At 61.4% G+C, this 23,761-nt stretch carries 26 protein-coding genes; 10 read left to right on the forward strand and 16 right to left on the reverse strand.

Annotation, left to right across the window (positions count from 1 at the left end; all coding sequences use genetic code 11):
* Positions 1–16 precede the first annotated feature (16 nt).
* Positions 17–937, forward strand: a complete 921-nt coding sequence (locus QQF73_RS02505; RefSeq protein WP_285367109.1) for a DUF808 domain-containing protein — start codon at positions 17–19, stop codon at positions 935–937.
* A 1-nt stretch (position 938) separates the two neighbouring features.
* On the opposite strand, the gene QQF73_RS02510 is transcribed toward QQF73_RS02505, so the two are convergent.
* The 9 genes from QQF73_RS02510 to ubiE all read right to left on the reverse strand — a co-directional run bounded on the left by QQF73_RS02510 (position 939) and on the right by ubiE (position 7,113).
* Positions 939–1,658 (reverse strand): 16S rRNA (uracil(1498)-N(3))-methyltransferase, encoded by a 720-nt coding sequence (locus QQF73_RS02510; RefSeq protein ID WP_219867004.1) that lies wholly within the window; start codon positions 1,656–1,658, stop codon positions 939–941.
* Positions 1,655–2,440: a twin-arginine translocase subunit TatC gene (tatC, locus tag QQF73_RS02515; RefSeq protein WP_219867003.1), complete on the reverse strand. Its 786-nt coding sequence runs from the start codon at positions 2,438–2,440 to the stop codon at positions 1,655–1,657. Before tatC ends, QQF73_RS02510 begins: the two co-directional genes overlap by 4 nt.
* Positions 2,437–2,916 (reverse strand): Sec-independent protein translocase protein TatB, encoded by a 480-nt coding sequence (gene tatB / locus QQF73_RS02520; RefSeq protein WP_285367110.1) that lies wholly within the window; start codon positions 2,914–2,916, stop codon positions 2,437–2,439. Before tatB ends, tatC begins: the two co-directional genes overlap by 4 nt.
* Positions 2,917–2,927: 11 nt before the next feature.
* A complete protein-coding gene (gene tatA, locus QQF73_RS02525) occupies positions 2,928–3,164 on the reverse strand; it encodes a Sec-independent protein translocase subunit TatA (protein ID WP_219867002.1) in 237 nt (78 codons plus the stop codon).
* Between the two features lie 90 nt (positions 3,165–3,254).
* Positions 3,255–3,584, reverse strand: coding sequence for a phosphoribosyl-ATP diphosphatase (locus QQF73_RS02530; protein ID WP_219867001.1), 330 nt, complete (start codon positions 3,582–3,584; stop codon positions 3,255–3,257).
* Between the two features lie 12 nt (positions 3,585–3,596).
* A complete protein-coding gene (gene hisI, locus QQF73_RS02535; RefSeq protein ID WP_285367114.1) occupies positions 3,597–4,013 on the reverse strand; it encodes a phosphoribosyl-AMP cyclohydrolase in 417 nt (138 codons plus the stop codon).
* Positions 4,014–4,040: 27 nt separating this feature from the next.
* Positions 4,041–5,684 (reverse strand): ubiquinone biosynthesis regulatory protein kinase UbiB, encoded by a 1,644-nt coding sequence (gene ubiB / locus QQF73_RS02540; RefSeq protein ID WP_285367115.1) that lies wholly within the window; start codon positions 5,682–5,684, stop codon positions 4,041–4,043.
* Entirely contained in the window at positions 5,681–6,322 is a 642-nt protein-coding gene (locus QQF73_RS02545) for a ubiquinone biosynthesis accessory factor UbiJ (RefSeq protein WP_285367116.1), read from the reverse strand. Before QQF73_RS02545 ends, ubiB begins: the two co-directional genes overlap by 4 nt.
* Entirely contained in the window at positions 6,322–7,113 is a 792-nt protein-coding gene (ubiE, locus tag QQF73_RS02550) for a bifunctional demethylmenaquinone methyltransferase/2-methoxy-6-polyprenyl-1,4-benzoquinol methylase UbiE (RefSeq protein WP_219866997.1), read from the reverse strand. Before ubiE ends, QQF73_RS02545 begins: the two co-directional genes overlap by 1 nt.
* 125 nt (positions 7,114–7,238) lie before the next feature.
* On the opposite strand from ubiE, the gene QQF73_RS02555 reads away from it, so the two are divergent.
* On the forward strand, positions 7,239–7,517 hold the full coding sequence (locus tag QQF73_RS02555) for a polyhydroxyalkanoic acid system family protein (RefSeq protein WP_219866996.1): 279 nt from the start codon (positions 7,239–7,241) through the stop codon (positions 7,515–7,517).
* A gap of 18 nt (positions 7,518–7,535) precedes the next feature.
* Here the strand turns inward: QQF73_RS02555 and QQF73_RS02560 are convergent, their stop codons facing one another.
* Complete coding sequence (locus QQF73_RS02560; RefSeq protein ID WP_219866995.1) at positions 7,536–8,285, reverse strand: DUF8198 family protein; 750 nt, start codon at positions 8,283–8,285, stop codon at positions 7,536–7,538.
* Between the two features lie 79 nt (positions 8,286–8,364).
* Entirely contained in the window at positions 8,365–9,288 is a 924-nt protein-coding gene (locus QQF73_RS02565) for an alpha/beta hydrolase (RefSeq protein WP_219866994.1), read from the reverse strand.
* Between the two features lie 323 nt (positions 9,289–9,611).
* Here QQF73_RS02565 and QQF73_RS02570 point away from each other — a divergent pair, with 323 nt between their 5' ends.
* The 4 genes from QQF73_RS02570 (at position 9,612) to QQF73_RS02585 (ending at position 15,968) form a co-directional block, all read left to right on the forward strand.
* Positions 9,612–11,015 (forward strand): WS/DGAT domain-containing protein, encoded by a 1,404-nt coding sequence (locus QQF73_RS02570; protein WP_228743336.1) that lies wholly within the window; start codon positions 9,612–9,614, stop codon positions 11,013–11,015.
* Between the two features lie 172 nt (positions 11,016–11,187).
* On the forward strand, positions 11,188–12,294 hold the full coding sequence (locus QQF73_RS02575; RefSeq protein WP_219866992.1) for a porin: 1,107 nt from the start codon (positions 11,188–11,190) through the stop codon (positions 12,292–12,294).
* A 253-nt stretch (positions 12,295–12,547) separates the two neighbouring features.
* Entirely contained in the window at positions 12,548–13,717 is a 1,170-nt protein-coding gene (gene nosP, locus QQF73_RS02580; RefSeq protein WP_228743335.1) for a nitric oxide-sensing protein NosP, read from the forward strand.
* The gene (locus tag QQF73_RS02585) at positions 13,695–15,968 is read left to right on the forward strand and encodes a hybrid sensor histidine kinase/response regulator (protein ID WP_285367119.1); all 2,274 of its coding nucleotides are present in this window, start codon (positions 13,695–13,697) and stop codon (positions 15,966–15,968) included. Before nosP ends, QQF73_RS02585 begins: the two co-directional genes overlap by 23 nt.
* On the opposite strand, the gene QQF73_RS02590 is transcribed toward QQF73_RS02585, so the two are convergent.
* Positions 15,946–16,623: a response regulator transcription factor gene (locus tag QQF73_RS02590; protein WP_228739507.1), complete on the reverse strand. Its 678-nt coding sequence runs from the start codon at positions 16,621–16,623 to the stop codon at positions 15,946–15,948. The genes QQF73_RS02585 and QQF73_RS02590 overlap by 23 nt on opposite strands.
* Before the next feature lie 265 nt (positions 16,624–16,888).
* Here QQF73_RS02590 and QQF73_RS02595 point away from each other — a divergent pair, with 265 nt between their 5' ends.
* The 3 genes from QQF73_RS02595 to QQF73_RS02605 are packed head-to-tail and all read left to right on the forward strand — an operon-like array spanning position 16,889 to position 19,333.
* Positions 16,889–17,881, forward strand: coding sequence for an ABC transporter substrate-binding protein (locus tag QQF73_RS02595; RefSeq protein WP_219866989.1), 993 nt, complete (start codon positions 16,889–16,891; stop codon positions 17,879–17,881).
* On the forward strand, positions 17,878–18,669 hold the full coding sequence (locus QQF73_RS02600; protein ID WP_219866988.1) for an ABC transporter permease: 792 nt from the start codon (positions 17,878–17,880) through the stop codon (positions 18,667–18,669). The genes QQF73_RS02595 and QQF73_RS02600 overlap by 4 nt, the downstream gene beginning before the upstream one ends.
* Positions 18,662–19,333: an ATP-binding cassette domain-containing protein gene (locus QQF73_RS02605; protein ID WP_219866987.1), complete on the forward strand. Its 672-nt coding sequence runs from the start codon at positions 18,662–18,664 to the stop codon at positions 19,331–19,333. The genes QQF73_RS02600 and QQF73_RS02605 overlap by 8 nt, the downstream gene beginning before the upstream one ends.
* Before the next feature lie 28 nt (positions 19,334–19,361).
* Here the strand turns inward: QQF73_RS02605 and QQF73_RS02610 are convergent, their stop codons facing one another.
* From QQF73_RS02610 to QQF73_RS02625, 4 genes are read right to left on the reverse strand one after another with little or no spacing between them, the layout of a single operon-like run.
* Positions 19,362–20,165, reverse strand: a complete 804-nt coding sequence (locus QQF73_RS02610; protein ID WP_219866986.1) for an ABC transporter permease — start codon at positions 20,163–20,165, stop codon at positions 19,362–19,364.
* Entirely contained in the window at positions 20,162–20,887 is a 726-nt protein-coding gene (locus tag QQF73_RS02615; protein ID WP_285367122.1) for an ABC transporter ATP-binding protein, read from the reverse strand. Before QQF73_RS02615 ends, QQF73_RS02610 begins: the two co-directional genes overlap by 4 nt.
* The gene (locus QQF73_RS02620; RefSeq protein WP_219866984.1) at positions 20,884–21,858 is read right to left on the reverse strand and encodes a YVTN family beta-propeller repeat protein; all 975 of its coding nucleotides are present in this window, start codon (positions 21,856–21,858) and stop codon (positions 20,884–20,886) included. Before QQF73_RS02620 ends, QQF73_RS02615 begins: the two co-directional genes overlap by 4 nt.
* Before the next feature lie 34 nt (positions 21,859–21,892).
* Positions 21,893–23,068 (reverse strand): ABC transporter substrate-binding protein, encoded by a 1,176-nt coding sequence (locus QQF73_RS02625; RefSeq protein ID WP_285367124.1) that lies wholly within the window; start codon positions 23,066–23,068, stop codon positions 21,893–21,895.
* Positions 23,069–23,330: 262 nt separating this feature from the next.
* On the opposite strand from QQF73_RS02625, the gene pedF reads away from it, so the two are divergent.
* A complete protein-coding gene (pedF, locus tag QQF73_RS02630) occupies positions 23,331–23,759 on the forward strand; it encodes a cytochrome c-550 PedF (RefSeq protein ID WP_219866982.1) in 429 nt (142 codons plus the stop codon).
* Positions 23,760–23,761: the final 2 nt, after the last annotated feature.

Here is a 23,761-nt window from a genome sequence, read left to right on the forward strand (position 1 = left end):
TTAAGGAAACCAGACCATGGCTGGAAGTAGCCTGCTCGCCCTCATCGATGACATCGCCACCATTCTCGATGATGTCTCGCTGATGACGAAAACCGCCACCAAGAAAACCGCAGGCGTACTGGGAGACGATCTTGCCCTCAACGCCCAGCAGGTCACCGGGGTAAAGCCTGCCCGGGAACTTCCGGTGGTGTGGGCGGTGGCCAAGGGGTCACTGCTGAACAAGGCGATTCTGGTTCCGGCTGCCCTGGCCATCAGTTTCTTCGTGCCCTGGCTGGTCACCCCGCTGCTCATGCTGGGCGGTGCCTTTCTGTGTTTCGAGGGCTTTGAGAAGCTGGTTCACAAGTTCCTGCACCGGCAGGAGGATGAGGCCCACAAGAGCGAACTGCACGAGGCTCTGAAGAATCCCGACGTCGATATGAAGGCGCTGGAGAAGGAAAAGATCAAGGGCGCCATTCGGACCGACTTTATCCTGTCGGCGGAGATCATCGCCATTACCCTGGGCACCGTGACCGACCAGAGCATTGGAATGCAGTTCCTGGTGCTCACCGTGGTGGCGATCATGATTACCGTGGGTGTTTATGGCCTCGTTGCCGGCATTGTAAAACTGGACGACGGTGGCCTGTACCTGAGCCAGAGGGACAGCGAGGTGTCACAGAAGATCGGGCGGGGGATACTCTGGCTCGCGCCCTACATGATGAAAACCCTGTCAATTCTCGGCACCATCGCCATGTTCCTGGTTGGCGGTGGCATTCTTACCCACGGCCTGCCCCCGATCTATGATGCCATTCATCACTTTGCCGAGGGCTTCGGTGGTGTTGGCCTCGCCGAGGCGCTTATCCCGACCCTGGCGAACGGATTGTTTGGCGTGGTGGCTGGAGCTGTCCTGGTCGCGGTCGTCACACCCTTGCAGAAGCTCTGGGCGGCGCGCTCGGCCTGACTCAGAGGCAGGCGTCAAAGAGACGGCTGACCAGAACCGGGACGGCCGTCTCCACTCGCAGGATACGTGCCCCCAGGTGCACGGCGCCGCAGCCGGCTTCTTCAAGCTTGCCAACCTCATACGGGGTAAACCCTCCCTCGGGTCCGATACACAGGGCAGTGGGTTGGTTCAGGTGCGTGGGGCAGGGGGTGTCGGTACCGGGGTGGGCCACCAGGGCTCGCTTGCCCGCCAGCAGGGCCGGCAGCTCATCTTCCACAAACGGCTTGAACAGCTTGCGGATATGGACCCTCGGCATCACCGTGTCCCGGGCCTGTTCCAACCCCAGGGTCAGGTTTTCCCGCAGACTTTCCTCAGACAGCCAAGGCGTTTGCCAGAAGCTCTTCTCGACCTTGTAGCTGTTGATCAGCCAGATGTCCTTGACACCCAGCGTCGCGCAGGTTTGCAGTACCCGGCGGAGCATCTTGGGCCGGGGCATCGCGAGTATCAGGGTCAGTGGCAGAGCGGCAGGTGGTGGCAGGTGGAACGACACGCGCAATTCGGCTTCGGTATCGGTCAGGTGCAGTACCTCAGCGGTGCCTATATCGCCGTCGACGCGGCCGACGGGGATGCGATCGCCAGTGCTGACCCGGATCACCGAGTGGAGGTGGGCCAGGCGTCGACCGGTCAGTCGCACCCGGTCGCCACCGATAAAGTCTTCCTCGAACAGGAGCGCCAGATTCATTCGCCGGCAGACTCGTCGGCGTCCGGTTCGGCGGTTTCCCGCTTGGCGAGGCGCCCGAAGATGATCCCGAACTCAAACAGGATCCACATGGGCACGGCCAGCAGTGTCTGGGAAATGATGTCCGGAGGTGTCAGCAGCATGCCAATGATGAAGCAGGCGACCACCACATAGGGGCGTTTGGCTGCCAGATCCTGCGGGGTGGTGGCACCGGTAAGGATCAGCAGCACCGTGGCAATGGGAATCTCGAAGGCCACGCCAAAGGCAAAGAACATTTTCAGCACGAAATTCAGGTAGCTGCTGATGTCCGGCAGCTCCACGATGCCTTCCGGCCCGATGGCGGTGAAGAAGCCAAACACCAGCGGGAAGACCACGTAGTAGGCAAAGGCGGCACCGGCGTAGAACAGCAGGACCGAGGTGAACAGCAGGGGAAACGCCAGCCGTTTTTCATGGGTATAGAGGCCGGGTGCGACAAAGCTCCAGAGCTGGTACAGGATCACCGGTATGGCCACGAACACGGAGAGTACGAGGGCCAGCTTCAGGGGCGCAAAGAAGGGCGACGTGACGTCGGTGGCGATCATGGTCTGTCCGACCGGCAGCAGTGAACGGATTGGCTCGGACAGCCACAGGTACAGCTCATTGGCAAACGGATAGATGGCGGCGAAGCAGATGACTACGGCCAGAACCATCTTCAACAGACGGTTGCGCAGTTCCAGCAAATGCTCAATCAGGGGCATTTCCTGCTGATCCGGGGGAATGTGGTTGCCGTCTGGCTTTGAAGTCATGAACGGTTATCCGACGGGCCTTGCTCTGAGCCGGGCTGTCCCTTGCCTGCGGACTCGGTGCTGTTCGTTGATTCGGGCGCCGGGTCAGCGGGCTCCGGGGGTGCATCAGGGCTGCTGTTCGTTGAGTCGCCGGTGTCCTGGCCCGCGACACGGCGGGTTGCGGGCGCGGGGCGTGAACTGCGGTCGGCGCTGTCGGGCAGGATCATGTGCTCATAGCGCTTGGCTTCATCCAGCGCCCCGCGCACGGTCTTCTGGACGTCATCAAGCCCGACGTCGCCGGCCTTGCGCAGTTCTTCCCGGAGCTCTTCGGCCTTGAGCTGGCGGTCCAGTTCCGACGTGAACTGGCCCACCATGCGCCGGGCACCACCAATCCAACGCCCGGCAGCGCGGGCGGCAGTAGGGAGGCGCTCGGGGCCGAGCACCAGCAATGCAATGACGCCGCAGATCAGCAGCTCAAGAAAGCCAATATCGAACATTCAGCCAGCTCTCAGCTGTGGGACTTGTCCCGTGGCTTTTCTTCGGTTTCGGCCTGTTGGCTCTGCGCGTCGTTTTTTTCCTGCAGAGACTCCTGATCGGCGGCCTTGCTGTCTTCATCGCTCATGGACTTCTTGAAGCCACGAATGGCGCCGCCCAGATCGCTGCCGATGTTGCGCAGTTTCTTGGTTCCGAATAACAGAATCACAATGCCGAGTACGATTAGGAGTTGCCAGATACTTATACCCATCACGGGATCCTCGTTTTAATGTTGTTGCTTTGTTGTAGTGTACGTTAACCAACGGGCCGGGCGGTAATCCTCCAACGGGGTAGGTGCCGGCTATTTGTTCCGCGAAGCTTTTTCTTCCAGTCCGGACAGGTCAAATCGACGCGCCAGCTCATCAATCACTTCGCCCGGGCCAAGGCCCAGTCGGGATAACATGACCATGCTGTGAAACCAGAGGTCGGCGGTCTCGTAAATCACATCCCGGGTGTCGCCCGAGTGTTCCGCGTCCTTGGCGGCCAGCAGGGTTTCGGTGCACTCCTCGCCGACCTTCTCGAGAATCTTGTTCAGCCCTTTGGCATGCAGGCTGGCAACATAGGAGCTGTCCGGATCGGCCTGTTTGCGCTCTTCCAGTACCTGTGCCAGCTGGTTCAGTACGTCACTCACCTTGGGTACTCCTCAGTTGCCGCCATAGATGGCATCGGGGTCCTTGAGGACCGGTTCCACGCTGGCCCACTGACCGTCTTTCAGGGTCCGGTAGAAGCAGCTGCGCCGGCCGGTGTGGCAGGCGATGCCACCTTTCTGCTCAACCTTCAGCAGGATCACATCTTCGTCGCAATCCAGGCGGATGTCTTTCACCACCTGTTGGTGTCCGGAGGTTTCACCTTTACGCCAGAGTGTGCCTCGGGAGCGGGACCAATACACTGCGTGGCCCTCTTCGGCCGTCAGGCGCAGCGACTCCCGGTTCATCCAGGCCATCATCAGGATGTCACCGGTAGAGGCATCCTGGGCAATGGCGGGAACCAGACCGTCGGCGGTCCAGCGGATGGCGTCCAGCCAGTCAGGGTTGTCGACGTTATCGGATGAGTCTTTCATTTCTGTGAATCCTGAATTCGTAATCGGTTACCGGCTGCCGCGCAGCACCAGACCGCCGGCTGCAGCCAGCAGTGCCCAGCTCCAGGCGGGCACGTTTTCGAGCCAGGCCTGGGCCTCGGGTCGGGTGCCGATAACGGCTGCCGCAACCAGAATGATGACCACCAGCCCGCGCCGCCAGCGACGATCCGAGCGAACCTGCTGTTCCCGCAGCAGCTCCAGTGTAGCCTGATTCTGTTGCTCGGTGGGACCGGCCTCGCGCAGTTGCATGAGTGCGTCATGCACCAGCTGCGGCATTTCGGGCGATTGCTCCAGCCAGGAGGGCAGGTGGGTCTGCAGCGATTTTAACAGGCCCGAAGGGCCAATGCGTCTGCGCATCCAGCTTTCCAGGAATGGCTGGGCTGTGCTCCACAGGTCCAGCTCCGGATACAGCTGGCGCCCGAGGCCTTCGACGTTCAGCAGGGTTTTCTGCAGCAGTACCAGTTGCGGCTGCACCTCCATGTTGAAACGGCGGGCGGTCTGAAACAGGCGTAACAGGAAGTGGCCGAAGGAGATGTCCTTCAGCGGTTTCTCGAAGATGGGCTCACAGACGGTACGGATTGCAGCCTCGAATTCGTTCACCCGGGTATCCGGCGGGACCCAGCCTGACTGGATGTGCAGCTGGGCGACCTGCCGGTAATCCCGGCGGAAGAACGCCAGCAGGTTGCGGGCCAGATAGCTCTGGTCGTCCGGGGCCAGGGTGCCGACGATACCGAAATCGATGGCAATGTACTTCGGATCGGCCGGGTTGGAGACATCGACAAAAATATTGCCCGGATGCATGTCGGCGTGGAAAAAGCTGTCCCGGAACACCTGGGTGAAGAAGATCTCCACCCCCTTTTCGGCCAGCACCTTCATATTGACGCCGGCGGCCTGCAGGGCGGGTACATCGGCAATGGGAATGCCGTGAATGCGCTCCATGACCAGTACCGACTTGCGGGTGTAGTCCCAATCGATAAAGGGGATGTAGATCAGTGACGAGTTCTCGAAATTGCGGCGCAGCTGACTGGCGTTGGCGGCCTCCCGCTGCAGGTCCAGCTCGTCGTGAATGGTGGAGTCGTAGTCTGCCACCACCTCGACCGGGTGCAGGCGCTTGCCCTCGGACCAGTACCTTTCCAGCAGTCCTGCCATCAGGTACATGAGCGAAAGATCCTGCCGGATGACCCGTTCGATCCCGGGGCGCAACACTTTTACCACCACCTGCTGACCGTTGCGCAGGGTGGCCGAATGCACCTGGGCAACCGATGCCGAGGCCATGGGGTCCGGTGTGAACTCCTTGAACAACTCGGCCACCGGCGCGCCCAGGGAAGATTCAATGATCTCCCGGGCCAGATGGCTGGAAAAGGGCGGTACCCGGTCCTGGAGGTTTTTCAGGGACTCGGCCATATCGTCCGGTAACAGGTCGCGACGGGTCGACAGGATCTGGCCAAACTTGACGAATACCGGCCCCAGCTCTTCCAGGGCCAGCCTCAGCCGATCCCCCCGGCTCAGCTTGGGTTTCGGGAACAGGTGCCAGGGGGCCAGCAGGAAGAACACCTTGAGAGGCGCAGGCAGTTCCGCCAGGGGCAAAAACGTGTCCAGCCGGTAACGGCAGAATACCCAGGCAATTCGGAACAGGCGTTGCAGGCGGGTCACGGATTCTCCCGTTCGTCAGGTGTGGCCTGGTTATCCAGACGGGCTATACGCGCTTCCAGGCGTTCGGTCCGGAGGCTGACGTCGTCGATGTCCTCAAAGGTTGCTTCCAGTTCCCGGCGCCCGGGAAGGGTTCGGCTTTCCTCGTGCACATACTCTTCGACGTTGGCGTTCAGGGAATGGAAGGCCTGGCGGCTCCACTCTACGGCGCCGCGGATGCGTTGGCCCAGGAAGTGGGCGGGCACGTCGCCGATGTGGCGGGCCATGGCGGCTTCCCAGTCCGGTTCAAGCTGATTCAGCGCCCGTTGCAGCTGGTGGGCGAGGGCGGTGTCGCCCGCGACCGTCAGCCGGCCGTCGCTGAATACCCGGTCATCACCGGTGGCCAGAGCGGCAAAGGCCACGGGTTTGCCGCTGATTTCAAGGACAGGGCCGTCCGCAGGCTGGCTACTGACCCGGACCCGGTCACCGGCGCCATGCAGCGAGTAGGTGAGCGGCAGCGGCGCGATCAGGCTGATCTGTACCGGGCCCTCCAATGCTTCCATCAGGGCCCGCCGGCCCGCCGGATCCAACTCGAGGGCGTGGTTCAGCGCACCCTCGATGATGGCGGTAACGGCAGCAAGCAGCGTCGGACCCGGGAACATCAGGGCTTGATTCCCACGTGCAGGGCGACGATGCCGCCGGTCATGTTGTAGTACTTGCAGTTCACCAGGCCGGCGTTTTCCATCATTGCCTTCAGGGTGTCCTGATCCGGGTGCATGCGAATGGACTCGGCCAGGTATTTGTAGCTTTCGCTGTCGCCGGCGATCAGTTGTCCCATCAGCGGCAGCGCGGTAAACGAGTAGGTGTCGTAGGCCTTGCTGAGCAGAGGGTTGGTGGGCTTGGAGAACTCCAGCACCATCAACTTGCCGCCGGGCTTGAGGGTCCGGGTCATGTCACGCAGGGCCTGGTCCTTGTCGGTGACATTGCGCAGGCCAAAGGCGATTGAAACGGCATTGAAGTTGTTGTCCGGGAACGGCAGGTGTTCGGCGTCGGCCTGAACGTACTCGATATTGCCGGCATAGCCACGGTCAATCAGGCGTCCGCGACCGACCTGCAGCATGGAGGCGTTGATATCGGCCAGGACCACCTTGCCCGACGGCCCGACCAGGTCAGAGAACTTCATGGTGAGGTCGCCGGTGCCGCCGGCGATGTCGAGCACCTGATGGCCCGGGCGCACTCCCGACAGTTCAATGGTGAACCGTTTCCACAGGCGGTGGATGCCCATGGACATCAGATCGTTCATGAGGTCGTATTTGCCGGCCACGCTGTGGAACACCTCGGCCACCTGGCTCGCCTTCTGGCTCTTGGGCACGTCGCGAAAGCCGAAATGGGTGACGTCATCCGGGCCCTGGCTGGTCTGGGCCTGATTGGCCGACGGTTGCTGCTCGCTCATGAGAGAAATCCTGTCTGAATCTGAACCCCGTATTCTAACGGCTGGCGGGGTTGCTACAAGGGTGGCGACAAGTTTAATACCACCCTAAACTATAAAACGGTCATTTTTTGAGAGAAAGCTGATATATGTCTGTCATTGACGTACACCGTCCGCACAGTCTGGACAAAGAGCACGCCCGCGAAGCCGCCGAAATCCTGGCGAAAGACCTGTCACAGCAGTTCGACGTGAACTACCAATGGGAGGGGGATGTGCTCCGCTTCAAGCGCAGCGGTGTCAAAGGCCAGCTGAACCTCAGTCATGCCGACCTGCACATTCACCTGGAGCTGGGCATGATGCTCCGGCCTTTCAAATCCCGAATCGAGCAGGAAATCCATTCCCAGCTGGATCAGATCATCAAGGCCTGATCCGGTCCGCCCAGGGGGTCAAAGATCGCCCGGGAGCCGAAACGGCTCCGGGTGTCCGCGCACAATGTTTTCCATGACCTGGCGTTCCCGGGTGACCAGCCGGTCAATCAGGAGCTCGACGTCATCCATCTTTCGAAAGGCACTGAACCCCCGGTGCAGGAAGCTGTGAAGATCGGTCAGACCGGCCATTTCCGCCGGTGTTCGGGTCATGGATAACAGCCAGCCCAGGGTGCGGTTACGTACGTACCGGTCCAGTTGCAGGCCAACCTCGGCCACCAGGCCAATCTGACGCTCCCGCAACGCCAGCTGTTCGCTTTCGCGAAACGCCAGACAATAGTCGTCCACCGTCAGTGCGTCCGCCGCGACCTGATAGCGGTGGATCCGCTCGGTCAGTTCCAGATCGAGTCGCTGGGTGATCAGGTTCAGCTCCACCAGACCGGCAAGGGTGCCCAGCAGGTGGTCCGGGAGCCATTTCACCATTTTCGGAAAGACCCGGTCGATGTTGTCGTCCCGGTGCGTCATGGCCGTCGGCGCATACAGGTCAGTTAACAGGAATTCGAGGCCGGTGTGGTAACCGGGATGGTCATACAGGTCCCGGTGAGTGGCTTTCAGCCGCTCGGCCTGCCAGTCGGCGACCCGGAAAGTGTCGTCTAGCAGCGGGTGCGCGGCCTTGTGCTGTCGGAAATCGTGGTACTCCAGCAGCAAACGCTTAAGCCGGCGGGCACTGTCGGACGAGACCTCGGTGGCGACAAGGCGCTCACGGTACATGATGATTGGCTCCGTTAAACCTGTGGGGCAGGGCCCGTTGAGAGACCCGGTAGTTTAACGGAGGTTGGCTGGCAGAACACTAGCCTTGGGCGGCGGCCGGCAGGGTTTCAAAGCCGGGTACCCATTCCTTGCTGTCGAGGGTGATGAAGTGGCTGGGTGCCTCGGTTTCGACAATGCGCATGGTGGTCGGGCTCTGGCGGGCGCTGGCCAGCATGGCGGTCCGGTCGAGAATGCGGTCCACCGCCGGGATCAGGAAGGTGCCGTGGCGGATGTTGTTGTACACGCTGGTATCCGTGCGTGCCATCCAGTCCATGATGTTCTCGATGTTACGGACGATGGTCAGGTGGTCCTTGGTGGCCGAGAACAGTTTGCTGAGCAGCTGTTTCTTGCGCGGATTCATCTTGCCAAAGAAGGTCTGGCCATAAGCCGAGGACGGGGCGGTGTTGATCAGGCGAATCAGCCAGGGCCACATGCCGTGACTGACCGGCTCCAGCAGCGTTGTCACCAGGGCGTGGAGTTTCGCCTGGGGCAGTACCGGAGCTTCCAGCACCACTTCCACGTCCTCGTAGAGTTCCGGCCACTGTTGCATCGCTTCCAGGATCACTGCACCACCGCGGGAGTGGCCATGAACCCGGATGTTCCGGGTGCTGGGCAGGTTCGACAGTGCCTGGTTCAGGATACAGGCGTCGTACTCGATGGTGCCTTCCAGATGCTTGATCGGCACCTCCCAGTACGGTGTTTCGGGGGTCACACCGTTGACCGGAATGTGGTAGTTGCTGCAGGTGAGCAGGATCAGTTCGGTGGTTGGTCCTTCGTAGGCCTGGGTAAAGTAGCAGTGGTTTTCCAGAAAGCCATGCACGCCCACAACGGTCTGCTCCGCCTCGCCGCTGTGATTTCGAACCGAAACGGCACCTTTGCCGACACGGTATACCCGACCGGAGAACATCTCCGAGTAGGCATTCTCGATGGGCTTGATCAGTTTGCGAACGTGGCTCGCTTTCATTTTGGCTCTCCTAACCAGCGCTGCAATGGCCTGTTGTTGAAGTTGGAACCTGCTGGTAACCCTTTTCTACCCCAAACCGGTCAGAAAGTTATTGGCGCTGACATCTTTATTTACGCTGAATCAGGGCCAATCGATGACAGTTCAAGGGCCGTGCTAACCATTGCATCAAGGCTTACTGGGAGTATAGATCTGAACAGTTGTTCACAAGTAACTTTTTGTAATGCTGTGCACAGGCACCTTATATGGAGACCATGCGGGTTGTCTGGCACAATGCGGAGTTCGGTTTTTACGTATCTTCACCATCCACCCGGGGACGTTCAGGTTTGAGTCACGAGCAATCGCATCTCCTGCTGCCTGCGGATTCAGCCTGGCTGGCCCTGGAAAGACCCGAAAACCCGATGACCATCACGGTCATGCTGCGGGTTGAGGGGCTGACTGCGCCCCGCTTCCGGGAGTTTCTGCGAGTGTACTGGATGGCCTGGGAACGCTTCCGGTTCCTGCCAGTGAAGCGGGCCCCGGCCTGGTGGTGGGAACCGGACCCGGTGTTTGATCTCAAGCACCATCTGGATGTGGTGATCGACCGTTTCACTCCGGATGAGCTGCAGGAGTGGGTTTCGGCCCGCCTGAATCAGCCCCTTGCCCTTTACCGCCCGCGCTGGAAATTCTGGCTGGCGCCCAATGCCGAGGGCGGTGCGGCACTGCTACTGCGAATGCACCACTGCTACGCGGACGGTCTGTCCCTGCTCGGCATCTTCGAACGGCTCTGTCCACCCTCGCCGCAGCAGCATCCTGCCATCTACGGTGCGGCGGAGACCGCCGAACTGTCGCGCTGGACCGACGCGGCCAGGGTCTGGCTGGAACAGCTGGTTTCGACTGAGATGGCACGGGAAGGTTCGGTCGGGGAAGCCGGTCCGGGGCCTGCCGGCCAGGGCCAGTCGACGGGCTGGTGGCTGGAGCGGGCGGCCCAGAACAGTCTCAGGCTGGTTCATGAAGTCAGCGAGTTTCTGGTCGAGCCGGAAGACAGCCCCTCCAACCTGACACGTCCGCTGCTGGGGCGGCGGCAATGTCGCTGGTCCCGGCCGGTGGCACTGGACCTTTTCCGGTCGGTCGCAAAGGCTACCAACGTCACCATCAATGACGTCTTGCTCAGTTGTGTCGCCGCCGCCGTGCGTTCCCGGCTCGGGATGGTTGGCGATGCGTTGGAGGATGCGGTGTTGCATGCGGCTGTGCCCGTGGACATCCGCGCCCGGCTCCCGGACGAACTCCAGCCGGAGCCCGGAACCCTGGGCAACTACTTCGGGACGGTGTTCGTGCCCCTGCCGGTTGACGGTGAAAGCCCGCTCGAGCGCCTGTATCGCATCAAGCATGAAACCCGGCGCCTGAAAAAGAGCTGGCAGCCGGGCATTGCCTGGGGGCTGGCGGCGACCGCCTCGGCCATTCCCGAACCCTGGCGGCAGCCGGTGGCCGATGTGTTCTACCGCAAGGCCAGTGCCGTGGTTTCAAACGTGCCGGGTACGCCCGAGGCCCGATACATCGCCGGATGCCGGATCACCGAGCAGATGTTCTGGGTACCCCAGGCCGGAGACATTGGTCTGGGCGTCAGTATCGTCAGCTATGCCGGCCAGATTCAGTTCGGCGTGGTGGCGGATGAGGCCATCATGGTCGACCCGGCGGATTTTCTTGCTGACTGCCTGCAGGAACTGCAACGCTTCCCGGGCTGGTCGTAATCCCAAAGTTCTGTTTCTGATGCCTCCCAATTGAGCAGGAAACCTGCTCCCTTGGCGCATTTCCCCGCACTTTCCCTTAACCGACCATGGAATTCAGGCGACAGACCACGCCTGGGGCTGCCGGATATCCCGGTACCCCGATCCCAGATTTCCAAAAACAACCGGGGGAAGTATGAACAACAACAATTTCAGAAAGTCAGGCCTCGCGATTGCGATGGCCGCGACCATGGGGGCCAGCGCTGGAGCCCACGCGGCGGTTGAAGTCTACAACCAGGACGGCACGTCCTTTTCCGTGGACGGCTACTTCAACGCCTTCTATGTGAATCGTGATGACAAGCTGGCCGATACCCGCAACTCCGACGTCAAAATGGGGTTCCTGCCCAACACCATCGGCTTTAACTTCAGCAAGGAAATCGGCGATCTGACCATGGGCGGCCGTTCCTCGTTCTGGTCGACCATCAACGACAGCCTGCAATCGCCCACCGACACCGCGATCGATGTTCGTCAGCTCTACGCCACGGTTGACGGCTCCTTCGGTCAGGTATTGATCGGTAAGGATTTCGGCCTGTACGCCCGCTCCAACATCTTCCTGGATGAGATCCTGATGGGCTTTGGCTCTCCGGGTGCGCCGACGGGGGTTTCCTTCGGGAACATCCGCACGGGCTACCCCTACCCGAACCCTTCCGCACAGATCACCTACCGGACGCCGGATATGGGTGGCCTGAAGGTCGCGGCAGGTATCTTCGAGCCTGCCAACACAACCCCTGGCGCCCAGTCCGAACAGTCTGCGCCGCGGCTCGAGGCCGAGGTAACCTACAGTGCCGACCTGAGTGGCGTGGCGCTGACCGGTTGGGTCAATGGTCGTTCCCAGAAGTCCGAGAACGCAACCACCTCGGTCGATTCGACCGGACTTGGCTACGGTGTCCGTGCCGCCATCGCCGGTTTCTCCCTGACCGCCTCCGGCTTCACGTCTGAAGGCGATGTGCCGGTGCTGATCAGTGACACGGCCGCGCCGCTGGCGGAAGAGGATGCCGACGGCTATCTGGTTCAGGGCTCGTACACACTGGGCGCCAACCGGTTCGTGCTGTCCTACGGCGAAACGGATTCCGACCAGGCGGACTTCGAGACCGAAAACACCTCCGTGGCGGTGTTCCATGACGTCAACAGCAACTTCAAGCTGGTCGCGGAATACAACATGTTCGAGCAGACCACCAAGTCAACCGGCGCTGATGCGGCCGAGATCGACACCATTGCACTGGGTGCCGTCGTCACTTTCTGAACCGGAGCGTGACGACGATCGGATGCCGATGCCGGGGCTCTTCTGCCCGGCATCGCAACCCCTGACTAGGACTAAAGTGCCGGTTTGCCGGAAAGCAAACCTGTAGCGCCACCGTGCATTGATTCGGGAGGTATTTAAATCAATGGCTTACGATCACTTTGGCGCGCCAATTAAAAGCACTGAAGTCGCATTGGCTGCTTTCACGGATGCCGTAGAATCGAAAAGGATTCATTCATTTCCGAAGCCGGCCTTTATGAAACCAGTGACGACACTGCCCGCGGCGCGGGTGGCCAGTTCCAGCGTACGGGATCCGATGCTGGCAGCCACCAACCTCGCCAGCCAGCTCAGACACGAGCACCTGGGTTGTGTGCTTTTCTTCTGTTCTGCGGAGTACGATCTCGGTCGCCTGGGTATTGCCCTTGAGCACGAGTTTCGTCACGTTCGCGTGTGTGGCTGTACCTCGGCCGGGGAGATTACCCCGGAGGGCTATGGCCGTGGCTGTATTACCGCTATCGGTTTCGACCGTCGCTATTTTGCCATCGACTGCGCCCTGATTCGGGAGTTGGATCAATTCACGCTGCAGGATGCGCAGGGAGTGATCGACGGACTTCTGGCCACCTGCCGGGATGCGCGGCTGGCGCCGATCAAGGGCAACACCTTCGCCATCACGTTGCTTGACGGTCTGTCCGCTCGGGAAGAACTGGTCCTGGCAACCCTTAACGCGGCGCTGGGTACGATACCGCAGTTCGGTGGTTCTGCCGGCGACGATGAACGGCTGGCCAATACCCACGTGTTCTTTGATGGCCAGTTCCACACCGGTGCGGCCACCGTGTTGCTGGTCAACACCCCGCTGGATTTCCGCGTGTTCTCGACCCATCACATGGTTGAACGCAACCAGAAGCTGGTGGTAACCGACGCCTGTGCCGAGAGCCGCACGGTGTTTGAGCTGAATGCCGAGCCCGCGGCCGAGGCCTATGCCCGGGCAGTTGGCGTCGAGGTGGATGATCTCGATCGCAAGGTGTTTGCGCTTCGGCCCATGGGCGTGAAGATTGGTGGGCACTACTTCGTGCGATCCGTCCAGCGCGTAAACCCCGACAGGAGTCTGACGTTCTACTGTGCCGTTGAAACCGGCATCGTGATGACTGCGATGGAGCCCGAGTCGCTGCTGGACAGTGTTCGTACCCAGATCGAGGCGTCCGAACGGGTGGTGGGGCCGCCGTTGGTGACCATTGGCTGCGACTGTTTCCTGCGTCGCCTGGAGGCAGAGCTGACCGGAGAGGTGGATGCCGTCTCGGAATTCCTGCGCCACCACAAGGTGATCGGCTTCAACACCTATGGCGAACAGTTTGACGGCATGCACATCAACCAGACCTTCACGGGGGTTGTCATTGGCGCACCTGATGTCCATTCCGAACCACGCTGAGCCCCTCTCCGACGCGCGCCGGGACGACCGCATCGCGGCGCTGGAAGCGGAGAACGAGCGCCTGCGAAAGATCCGGGATGCCCTGATCGAGCGGGTGGAGTCGGGCTCGGCCCACAAACCCGAGCCCTACGCCGCGTTTGAGCACTCGGTGGTGCTGGCGGAACAGGTGCGCGAGCGCACCGACGCCCTGAACCAGGCGATGGAGGAGCTCAAGGGCAGCAACAAGGCGCTCAATCGGGCACGGGAGGAGGCGGAAACCACCCGTCAGCGCCTGAGTGATGCCATTGAAAGCATTGCCGACGGCTTTGTGCTGTTTGACCATCAGCATCGGCTCATCCAGAGCAACAGCCGGTTCCGCAGCTATTGGCGCCAGGCCGGCCTGGCGCCGCCCGTTGCCGGGACTTCGATCGTCGATGTGAAGGCCCAGGCCCTGACCTCGGGACTGATCCAGGAGGAACATAGCCACCCGGATTCCGAGGGCGTGGTGTTTCTGTTGGCCAACGACCGCTGGGTCCAGATGACCGAACGGCCAACCCGGGAAGGCGGGCTGGTGGTGCTCTACTCCGACATTACCGACGTCAAGAACAGCGAAATGGCACGCCGGATCAAGGCGCTTGAGGAAAGCGAACGCTGGATTCGAGTGGTTACCGAACATGTCCCGGCATTGATAGCCTATGTTGGCGCCGATATGACGGTGCAGTTCTGCAACAAGGTCTACGAGTCCTGGTACGGCCGTAACGGGGAATCGCCGTTAGGCAAGCGGCTGGACGAGGTCCATGCCCCGGACCTGTACCAGCGCCTGCTGCCACAGGTCCGGCAGGCCCTGGACGGCAAAAGCATCACCTTCGAGTTCGAGGAAACCGGTGAGCAGGGGGACGTCCGGTACATGCTGCGCTCCTACGTGCCCAATCATGACGCCGACAACGTCATTACCGGCTTTTTCGTGCTGATTCGCGATATTACCGACCGACGCAAGACCGCCTTGGCACTGGAGCAGGCCTACGATCACCTGGAGCGGCGAGTCAAGGAACGGACGGCGGCGTTGACGGGCCTGAACAACCAGTTGCGCCAGGAAATAGACGAGCGCGCGGCGGTGGAGGCGCGGTTGCGGGATGCCAAACTGGAGGCGGAGCGGGCGAACCTGTCCAAGACCAAGTTCCTGGCGGCGGTCAGTCACGACCTGCTGCAACCGCTGAACGCCGCACGGCTGTTCACCAGTGCGCTGCTGGAGCAGTCCTTCGGACCCAAGGCGGAAAGCCTGGTGCGCTCGGTCAGCACCTCGCTTGATGACGTCGAGAACCTGCTCGGTACCCTGGTGGACATTTCCAAGCTGGATGCCGGTGTGATCAAGCCGGATGTCACCGCCTTCGACCTGCGGGATTTGCTCAATAACATTGCCCGGGAGTTCCGCCAGATGGCGGTCGCCGAAGGCCTGGAACTGGACTTCGTGCCGTCATCGGCGGTGGTGGAGTCGGATTCCCAGCTGCTGGCCCGGATTCTGCGTAACTTCCTGACCAACGCCATTCGATACACCGGCTCCGGGCGCATCCTTCTGGGCTGCCGTCGCCGTGGTGATCATGTTCTGTTGCAGGTCTGGGATACCGGCCCCGGGATTCCCGAAGACAAGCTCACGGAGATCTTCCAGGAGTTCAAGCGCATTCGTCCATCCGGGTCCCAGGCGGATAAGGGGCTGGGGCTCGGGCTGGCCATTGTCGATAAAATCTCCCGGATGCTGGGCCATGAGGTTCGGGTATCGTCGGTTGAGGGGCGGGGATCGGTGTTCAGCGTCCGGGTTCCGCTGGGCCGGCTACTGCCACGGCGACCGTCCGGCGATGACAGCCTTATCGCCGTGCCGGACACCGGTCTGGGCGGCGCCCGTATCTGGGTGATCGACAACGATCATGCAATTTGCGAGGGCATGCAGACCCTGCTTGAAAATTGGGATTGCCAGGTCATCACGGCGGTGTCGCTGGTGGATCTTGAGCGCCAGCTCGACCCGGCCACCAGTCCCGTGGATCTGATCCTGGCGGATTATCACCTGGATAATGAGGAGACGGGGGTCGATGTGGTGGCGAGTATCAACGGGCGTCGGGCCCGCCCTGCGCCGGTGGTCATGATCACAGCCAACTACACCAACGAGCTGAAACAGCACATTCGCGGGCTGGGTCACCTACTCATGAACAAACCGGTGAAGCCGCTCAAGCTCCGCAGCACCCTCAATCATCTCATCAGCGCTTCAGGTACTGGCTGAAGTCCACATCGCTGGCGGACAGGATGGCCTGGACCCGGTTGTGCACGCCCAGTTTCCGGAGTATCGCCGAGACATGGGCTTTGACCGTGGTTTCGGCAATGTTGAGGTTGTACGCAATCTGCTTGTTGGATTCGCCCTTGGACATGCGTTCCAACACCAGAAGTTGGCGTCGCGTCAGGGAATTCAGCAGCTCCGGTGATATCGGGTTGTCGTCGTTGCGGTGACGGCGGCTACTGCTTTCCTTGCCGGTCCGGATGATGTCCGACGGCAGGTACACATTGCCGTTGAGAATCTGCTGGATGGCCTCGGTCATCTGGGCCCGGGGCGATGATTTGGTGATGAAACCCACCGCGCCATAGGTAATGGCCTGCAACACCACCTGTTTGTCTTCCTCCGCCGAGACGATGACCACCGGAATGGTGGGCGCTTCGTTGCGCAGCGTGATCAGGCCGTTCAGGCCGTGCATGCCCGGCATGTTCAGGTCCAGCAGGATCAGGTCCAGGTCATCGTTCTCCCGGGTGATGGCCAGGGCGCTGTCGAGATCATCGGTCTCGACGATCTCACTGCCTGCGAATCCGGACGCAATGACACTGCTGATGGCTTCGCGAAATAGAGGGTGGTCGTCGGCAATCAGGATCTTGTAAGCCGGATCCATAACTACATCTACCTGTTTGTTGTCATTATCGAGGTGTGTTTCCGACTCATGATAGCGGGTTTCGGATGAGAGTGCGGCATCGGGCTCGTTCAGCATGGCGGCCTCCAGTGCGTAAGGGACGGCGTGGTCTCGCCTGACCTCTGGTTATTTTTGTGATGGTTTCATTACACGCGATACCGGCCGCCGGGTGAATGCGACCATCGCACCAAAAAACAGGCACCAAAGTACTATTCTTGCCCGGCGACGGGGTTCGTATCGTGGAGGGATGAACCGATACCAACAAAAATACGGGTTGTGCAGGCTCTCGATTGACACCCTGCTGATTCTGTTCCTGTCGTGGCAACCGTTGGTCGTTGCCGATCAGGGCGACGGCTTGCCAACGGTGTCTGTGAGCGTGCTGCAGTTTGGCACCGCGCACTGGGAGCTGAACCACATTGTCGATCGACAACTGGATCGCCGGCACGGGTACACGCTGGCGCTCAGGCCGGTGGCGAACCTGCCGGCGTCGCACCTCGCCGTGACCAGTGGCACGGTCAACGGTGCGGTCGCGGATCTGCTCTGGGCGCAGTCGCGGTATCAGGCGGGCAGCGCCTTCCTGTACGTGCCCTTCTCGTCCAGTATCGGCGACATTGTTGTGGCCGAGGAGTCGCCGGTCAGAACGGTCAGCGACCTTGAGGGATTGCGCATCGGGGTGGCCGGCGGCCCCGACAGCAAGGGCTGGATCCTGTTGCAGAAAGTGGCGGCACAACAGGGTATCAATCTGATCAAGGTCGCCGAGGTGCAATACGCTGCGCCACCGTTGCTCAGCCAGGCGCTCAGGCGTGGGCAGATCGATGCCATCGTCACCTATTGGCATTTCGCCGCCCGACTCAAGGGCGAGGGCGGCTGGCGTTCGGCGTTTGGAATGGCGGACCTGCTCACTGACATGGAACTGGCCAGCGACCTGCCCGTCCTCGGCTACGTCTTCCCGGAACCCTGGGTCCGGGATAATCCGCAGTTGCTTGAAAGCTTCGCGAGGTCTGTTGCCGAGGCGAAAGCCGAACTAGCGGAACAGCCCGTTTATTGGCGACGTTTGCGGCCGTTGATGCGGACGGCGGACAAGGGTGTGTTTGAAGCACTGCGGGCCGGGTTTATCGCCGGTAATCCCCAACCCCTGACCGACCAGCGCATCGCCGATCTGCGGGAGCTGCTGGTGCTGACCGGGGTGGAGTCGAATACGCTGATGCCGGACACCCTGTTTTACCGGGGCCAGCCATGACGCCCGGGACCGGACCCCTGCGCCGCAGCCGGCCTCCGGTCTGGAGCTATTGGGTGGTTTTGCCGGCGATTATGGTGTTGTGGGCCGTGGTAGCCGGGCTGATCCAGTCGCCCCTGTTGCCCGCTCCAGCCGAGGTGCTCGACACCCTTGTTCGGGAGGCGGGCTCCGGAGAGCTGTGGCACCATCTAGGCGCCACCCTGCGGCGGGTCGTGTTGGCGTTTGCGCTGGCCATGACGTTGGGCGCCCTGATCGGTATCGCCATGGGCCGTTCTGCCCTGACCAACGCACTGTTCGACCCCTTGCTGGTGCTGCTCCTCAATCTGCCAGCGTTGGTCACCATCATCCTGATGTACGTCTGGTTCGGACTGGTGGAAGTGGCTGCGGTAATGGCCGTGGTTATCAACAAGGTCCCCAACGTTGCGGTTACCGTGCGTGAAGGTGCCCGGAGTCTGGATTTCAGGCTTGAACAGATGGCCACCGTGTACCGGTTCTCCCGCTGGCAGCGGTTCCGGGAGGTTTGGGTGCCCCAGCTGTTCCCCTACCTGATGGCGGCGACCCGCGGGGGGCTGGCCCTGATCTGGAAGATTGTTCTGGTGGTGGAGTTGCTGGGCCGCTCAAGCGGCGTCGGTTTCCAGTTGCACATGGCGTTTCAGGTTTTCGACGTGGCCGCCATCCTCGCTTACAGTCTGGCGTTTATCGCTGTGGTCCAGCTCATCGAGCTGGGCATCCTGCAGCCATTGGAACGGCGCTCCAGCCGTTGGCGCCAGCCGGAGGCGGCCCATGCTTGAACTCCGGATTGCAGGCCGCGATTTCGGTCAGCCGGTGCTCGGCGAAATCTTCGCCACGGTAGAGCGCGGTGACCGGATCTGTCTGCTGGGTCCGTCCGGTATCGGCAAGACAACCCTGTTGAATGCGATCTCAGGGATCGATCAATCCGTTCCCAAAGAGGCCGTCCTCGGACGTGACAAGGTGCGGGTGGGTTACCTGTTCCAGGAGCACCGCCTGTTGCCCTGGCGGACCCTGAGCGCCAATCTCCGGCTGGTTGGCGCCAGCAGTCAGCAGGCCGACGACCTGCTGGGCCAGGTTGGCCTGACCGGGTACGGTCACTACCTTCCTGACCAGCTTTCCCTGGGCATGGCCAGACGGGCGGCCCTGGCAAGGTGCCTGGCCGTCGAGCCGAATCTGCTGTTACTGGATGAGCCGTTTGCCTCGCTGGACCCGGTGATGGCGGGGGAACTGAAAAAACGGATAGTGGGGATTCTGGATGCCCACCCCGACATGGCGATGATTTGTGTGACCCACGACGGTGCTGATGCGGAGATCCTGGCCAATCGGCTGTGGTACCTGGCTGGCTCGCCGGCACGACTGCAATGGGACGACGCCGTGGGCGAGCCCAGATCGATAAAAGAATTACTGGGCAAACTACGCAATCTGGATTTAGCGGGTTCCTAACGGCTACCCCATCGCCCACTTGCTCCGTTCACGCGGGCTTGGTCCCAAGAATCCTGGTTCGCTGGGGCCGGAACCCGGCCGTCGCCAACAAGGTCAGCACCACGGTGATCGCAGCGGTGATGCCGTAGGCCATCGGATTCCATTCCAGGTAAAGGGAAAAGCGGATTGCCTCCACCGCATGGGTGAATGGGTTGAACTGGCAGATCCAGTACAGCCAGGGGCTGGCCTCGTTCATCCGCCACAGTGGGTACAGCGCCGAAGACATGAAAAACATCGGGAAGATGACGAAGTTCATCACCCCGGCAAAGTTCTCCAACTGCTTGATCCAGGTGGCAATCAGCAATCCCAGGGCTCCGAGCATCAGGCTGGTCAGTACCAGCGCGGGCAGGACCGCCAGGTAGCCCCAGAGTGGTGGTTCCACGTCCACCAACAGGGCCAGGACCAGGAACACATACACCTGGCCCACCGACACCACGCCCATGGCCAGCAGCTTGGTCACCAGCAGGAAGGGCCGGGGCAGGGGGCTCATCAGCAGCACGCGCATGCTGCCCAGCTCGCGGTCGTACACCATCGAGAGTGCCCCCTGCATGCTGTTGAACAGGATGATCATGCCGCACAGCCCGGGGGCGATGTAGGTTTCGTAGGTAATGTAGGTGTCGTAGGGCGGAATGATGGAGATACCCAGCACCGCCCGGAAGCCGGCGGCAAAGACTACCAGCCACAACAGCGGACGCACCAGGGCACTGGCAAAGCGGGTGCGCTGTTGCCAGAAACGCAGCCATTCCCGGGTCTGGATGCCGACAAAACAATGCCAGTACTGGGCCGGGCTCATGGTGCTGCTCCTGTCAGAGCTTCGAAGGTTTCGGCCAGGTCCCGGGCGCCCTCGGCCTCGCAGATCGCACGGCCGGAACCATTGGCCAGCAACTGGCCCTGATGCAGGATCAGCACGTGGTCATCCGGTCGCACTTCTTCTATCAGATGGGTTGCCCAGAGCACGGTCAGGCCGTCTTCCTCGCACAGCGTTCGGACATGGTCATTAAGGGCCCGCCGGCTGGCGACGTCCAGGCCAACGGTGGGTTCGTCCAGCAGGAGCAGAGACGGCTGGTGGAGTAGGGCGCGGGCAATTTCCACCCGGCGCCGGTGGCCGCCGTTGAGCTTGCGCACCGGGTCATCCGCCCGGTCCAGCAAGCCGAAACGTTCCAGCTCGCGGTCACCACGGGCACGGGCCAGCTTTCGGGACAGGCCGTGCAGGGCGCCGTGGTACATCAGGTTTTGCCGTACTGTCAGGTCCAGATCCAGGGCATTCTGCTGGAACACCACGCCGATCTTGCGCATGGCCTCCGATGGTTGCCGTTTCAGGGACTGCCCGGCCATCAGGACGTCTCCCTGCTGCAGCGCCAGCAGCCGGGTCAGCAAACCAAACAGCGTCGACTTGCCCGCGCCGTTGGGGCCCAGCAGGGCATGGAAGTGACCGGGGGTCAGGGCAAAGCTGACCTCCTTGAGGACCGGCTTGTCGCCGTAGCGGAAGCTGAGGTTGCGGGCTTCTATGGTCATGTCGTCGGATCGATTACCACACCCCAGGGGTAGCGGCCTACCTTGATGGATTTGATGACTTTCAAGTCGTCCACGTCGATGATCGAGACATCGCCGGAGACCCCATTAGTGGTATAGAGGTGTTTCTCGTCTTTATCCAGATCCAGTTGCCAGACCCGGGCGCCGACCAGCAGGTAGTCCAGCACCTCATAGGTTTTGGCATCGACCACCGCCACGTGATTGGAGGGGCCTAGGGCCACGAACGCGTATTTGCCATCGGAGGTCAGCTCGATACCCACCGGTTGCACCCGGTCCTGGTTGACCCCGGGCACCTTGAAGGTCATCTCGTGGATCTGTTCCAGCTTGTCGACATCGATGATGTGCACGGTGCCGCCAATTTCGGCGGAGGCCCAGGCGATCTTGCTGTCCTTGCTGAATTCCACGTGCCGAGGGCGCTGGCCCACCACAATGTTTTTCTCGATCCTGAAAGTTTCGGTATTGATCCAGTGCAGCATGCTGGTGGTTTCGCTGGTGTTGACGGCCCATCTGCCGTCGGGGCTGACCGCCATGCCTTCAGGCTCGATGCCCACGTCGATTTGCGCCAGCACCTCCTTGCTGCTGACGTCCACCACGGTCACGATGGCGTCGTCCTCGTTGGAGATGTACAGGTGCTTGTTGTTGGGGTGCAGTGCGAACTGCTCCGGGTCTTCGCCAGAAGGCAGGGTGTCGATAATCGTGCGCGTGGCCAGGTCCAGCACCTGTACGGTGTCGTCGTCACTGGCACAGATATACAGCCGGGTGTGATCCTTTGAGAGCAGTATGCCCCGCGGGCGTGCCCCGACATCAATGGTCTCCACCACCTCCCGGGTTTCGGTGTCAATGATGGAAATGGTGTCGTCTTTTTCGTTCGAGACATAGGCCAGGCTTGCCAGCGACGGTGCCGACAGACCGATCAAAGCGGCCAGTGCGGTGTGTTTGAGCAGTGCTTTCATTGGGGCTCCTTGGTCTCGGGACTCGGTATGAAGGTCAGTTGTTGATGCGGCATTTGCTCTCGGGTTTGTCGAAGCCGAGGGTGTCCATGTCCGTATTGGGGTGCAGGTAACCCTCGAACGGCGCCCGAGCGACCAGCCCGCGGGGGTGAACCAGCGGGATGGGCTGGCGCAGTTGGCCATTCCAGTCGCGATAGGTCAGCTTCCGGCCCTTGAAGGCGGCGAGCTGGAACCGGTCGCTAAAGAGAAATTCCCGGATGGCTCGGGGGTCCGCTGTCCCGAGCTCGGTGACGGAGGTGCCAATGGAGCGAACGGCGGCCCACGCCGCGTAGTCAGCTCCGTTCATCTGGCGCTTGGCCAGGTCCCGGAACCGGTTCTGCAACTGGGCCGCACCCCAGCTCTCCACGACCCGGTGCCAGGCCACGGGTGACATGCCCTGGGTGCCCACCACCGGGCGCGGAAGCCAGGTGTTGAATGGTACGTATTCGCCAAAATCCCCGCGGACGTCGGCGACCACCACCGCGTCATAGTCATCCGCCTGGGTAAACAGCGGCAGCTCCTTCGAGGCGGTACGCCGGAGGTCGGCGTCGAAGGTCCATGGCTTGTCTTCCACGATGTCCAGACCAAAACGCCGGGCGGACCGGCGGAACGCGCTGGCCCAGGCAATATCGGCCTCAGTCGGGCCGGTGATCAGGAACAGCTTGTTCCAGCGCCGCTGGTTCAGCCATTGGCCAAGGGCATCGGTGAGCATGGCATGGCTGGGGATGGTGTGAACGAGGTTGGCCGGACAGTCTGCCGTCCGCAGTGGATCGTCTTCGGCACCGGCGTTGAACACCAGGGTCTGTGCGCCGGCCCTGGCCATGAATGTCCGGATCGTGCTCGCCGGCACGTTCACCACAAACAGTTCAATGCCACTTTGCTGCAGGCTGTCGAACGCCGCGACTGCAGCCTCTTCCGAGTCGGTTACCTGGCTCGTCAGGGCGTAGGTGTGGCCCAGAAACCTGCCAGTGGTGCTGTTGTCCTCCAACGCCAGTTCGGCCCCCCTGAGCCCCGCATCGTCGGGTTCCGGGGTCACGTTGGACAGAACGGGGCCCTGATCCGGAATCCACTGGACGTAGCCGATGGAGACGTCAACGGGCTGCGCGGCCAGTGACGCGGTGGACAGGGCGATAAAGGCCCCCACGGCGAAACTCCGCAAATACCTGCGGTACATAGGCGCTCCTGATTCTTGTTGTCTTTCCCACGAGCTTAGAGAACCCGGACGGGGGCGGATATATTCAGAAAGTCGCAATCCGGCAGTACTAAAGGATGAGAAAGCTCACCACAGACCTCCCATCTACTACCAAGGAACTACGCCAAATCCTCCAAAGTGGCATTCGGATTGGCGAGCGGGATTCCTAGACTAAAGGTCAGAAAGCTGGCAACTGACAAATCCAACAGCCAGTGCACGGGGAATCAACACAGAGGTAGCAGCAATGGCAATGTCCTTTTCACTCAAAACCCTGATCACGACGGCCCTGCTCGGAGCGGCCGGACTGGTAGTGGCCCATGGCAATGTCACTCCCCAAGAGGTTGACACCGGAAACCTTCCGACGCTGGGTGAGGAAGTCCTGGCCCAGAACCCGTTCCGCGAAGGCAATCAGCACGGCGATATGAACGGCCAGGCGGTGGAGATCGGAGAGAGCGCCTACGCCGGTAACTGCGCCGGTTGTCACGGTATCCGTGCCATGTCCGGCGGCCTGACTCCGGACCTGCGGGAGCTGACGGAGTGGGACGACGAGTATTACATCACCCGGGTGCGTAACGGCACCGACCGGGGTATGCCGTCCTGGAAGAAGACGCTGGACCAGAACGCCATGTGGGCCATCAAGACCTACGTGGAGTCTCTGCCCAAGCCTGAGTGAAC

It is taken from the genome of Marinobacter albus, assembly GCF_030238305.1.
Classification (GTDB): Bacteria; Pseudomonadota; Gammaproteobacteria; order Pseudomonadales; family Oleiphilaceae; genus Marinobacter; species Marinobacter albus.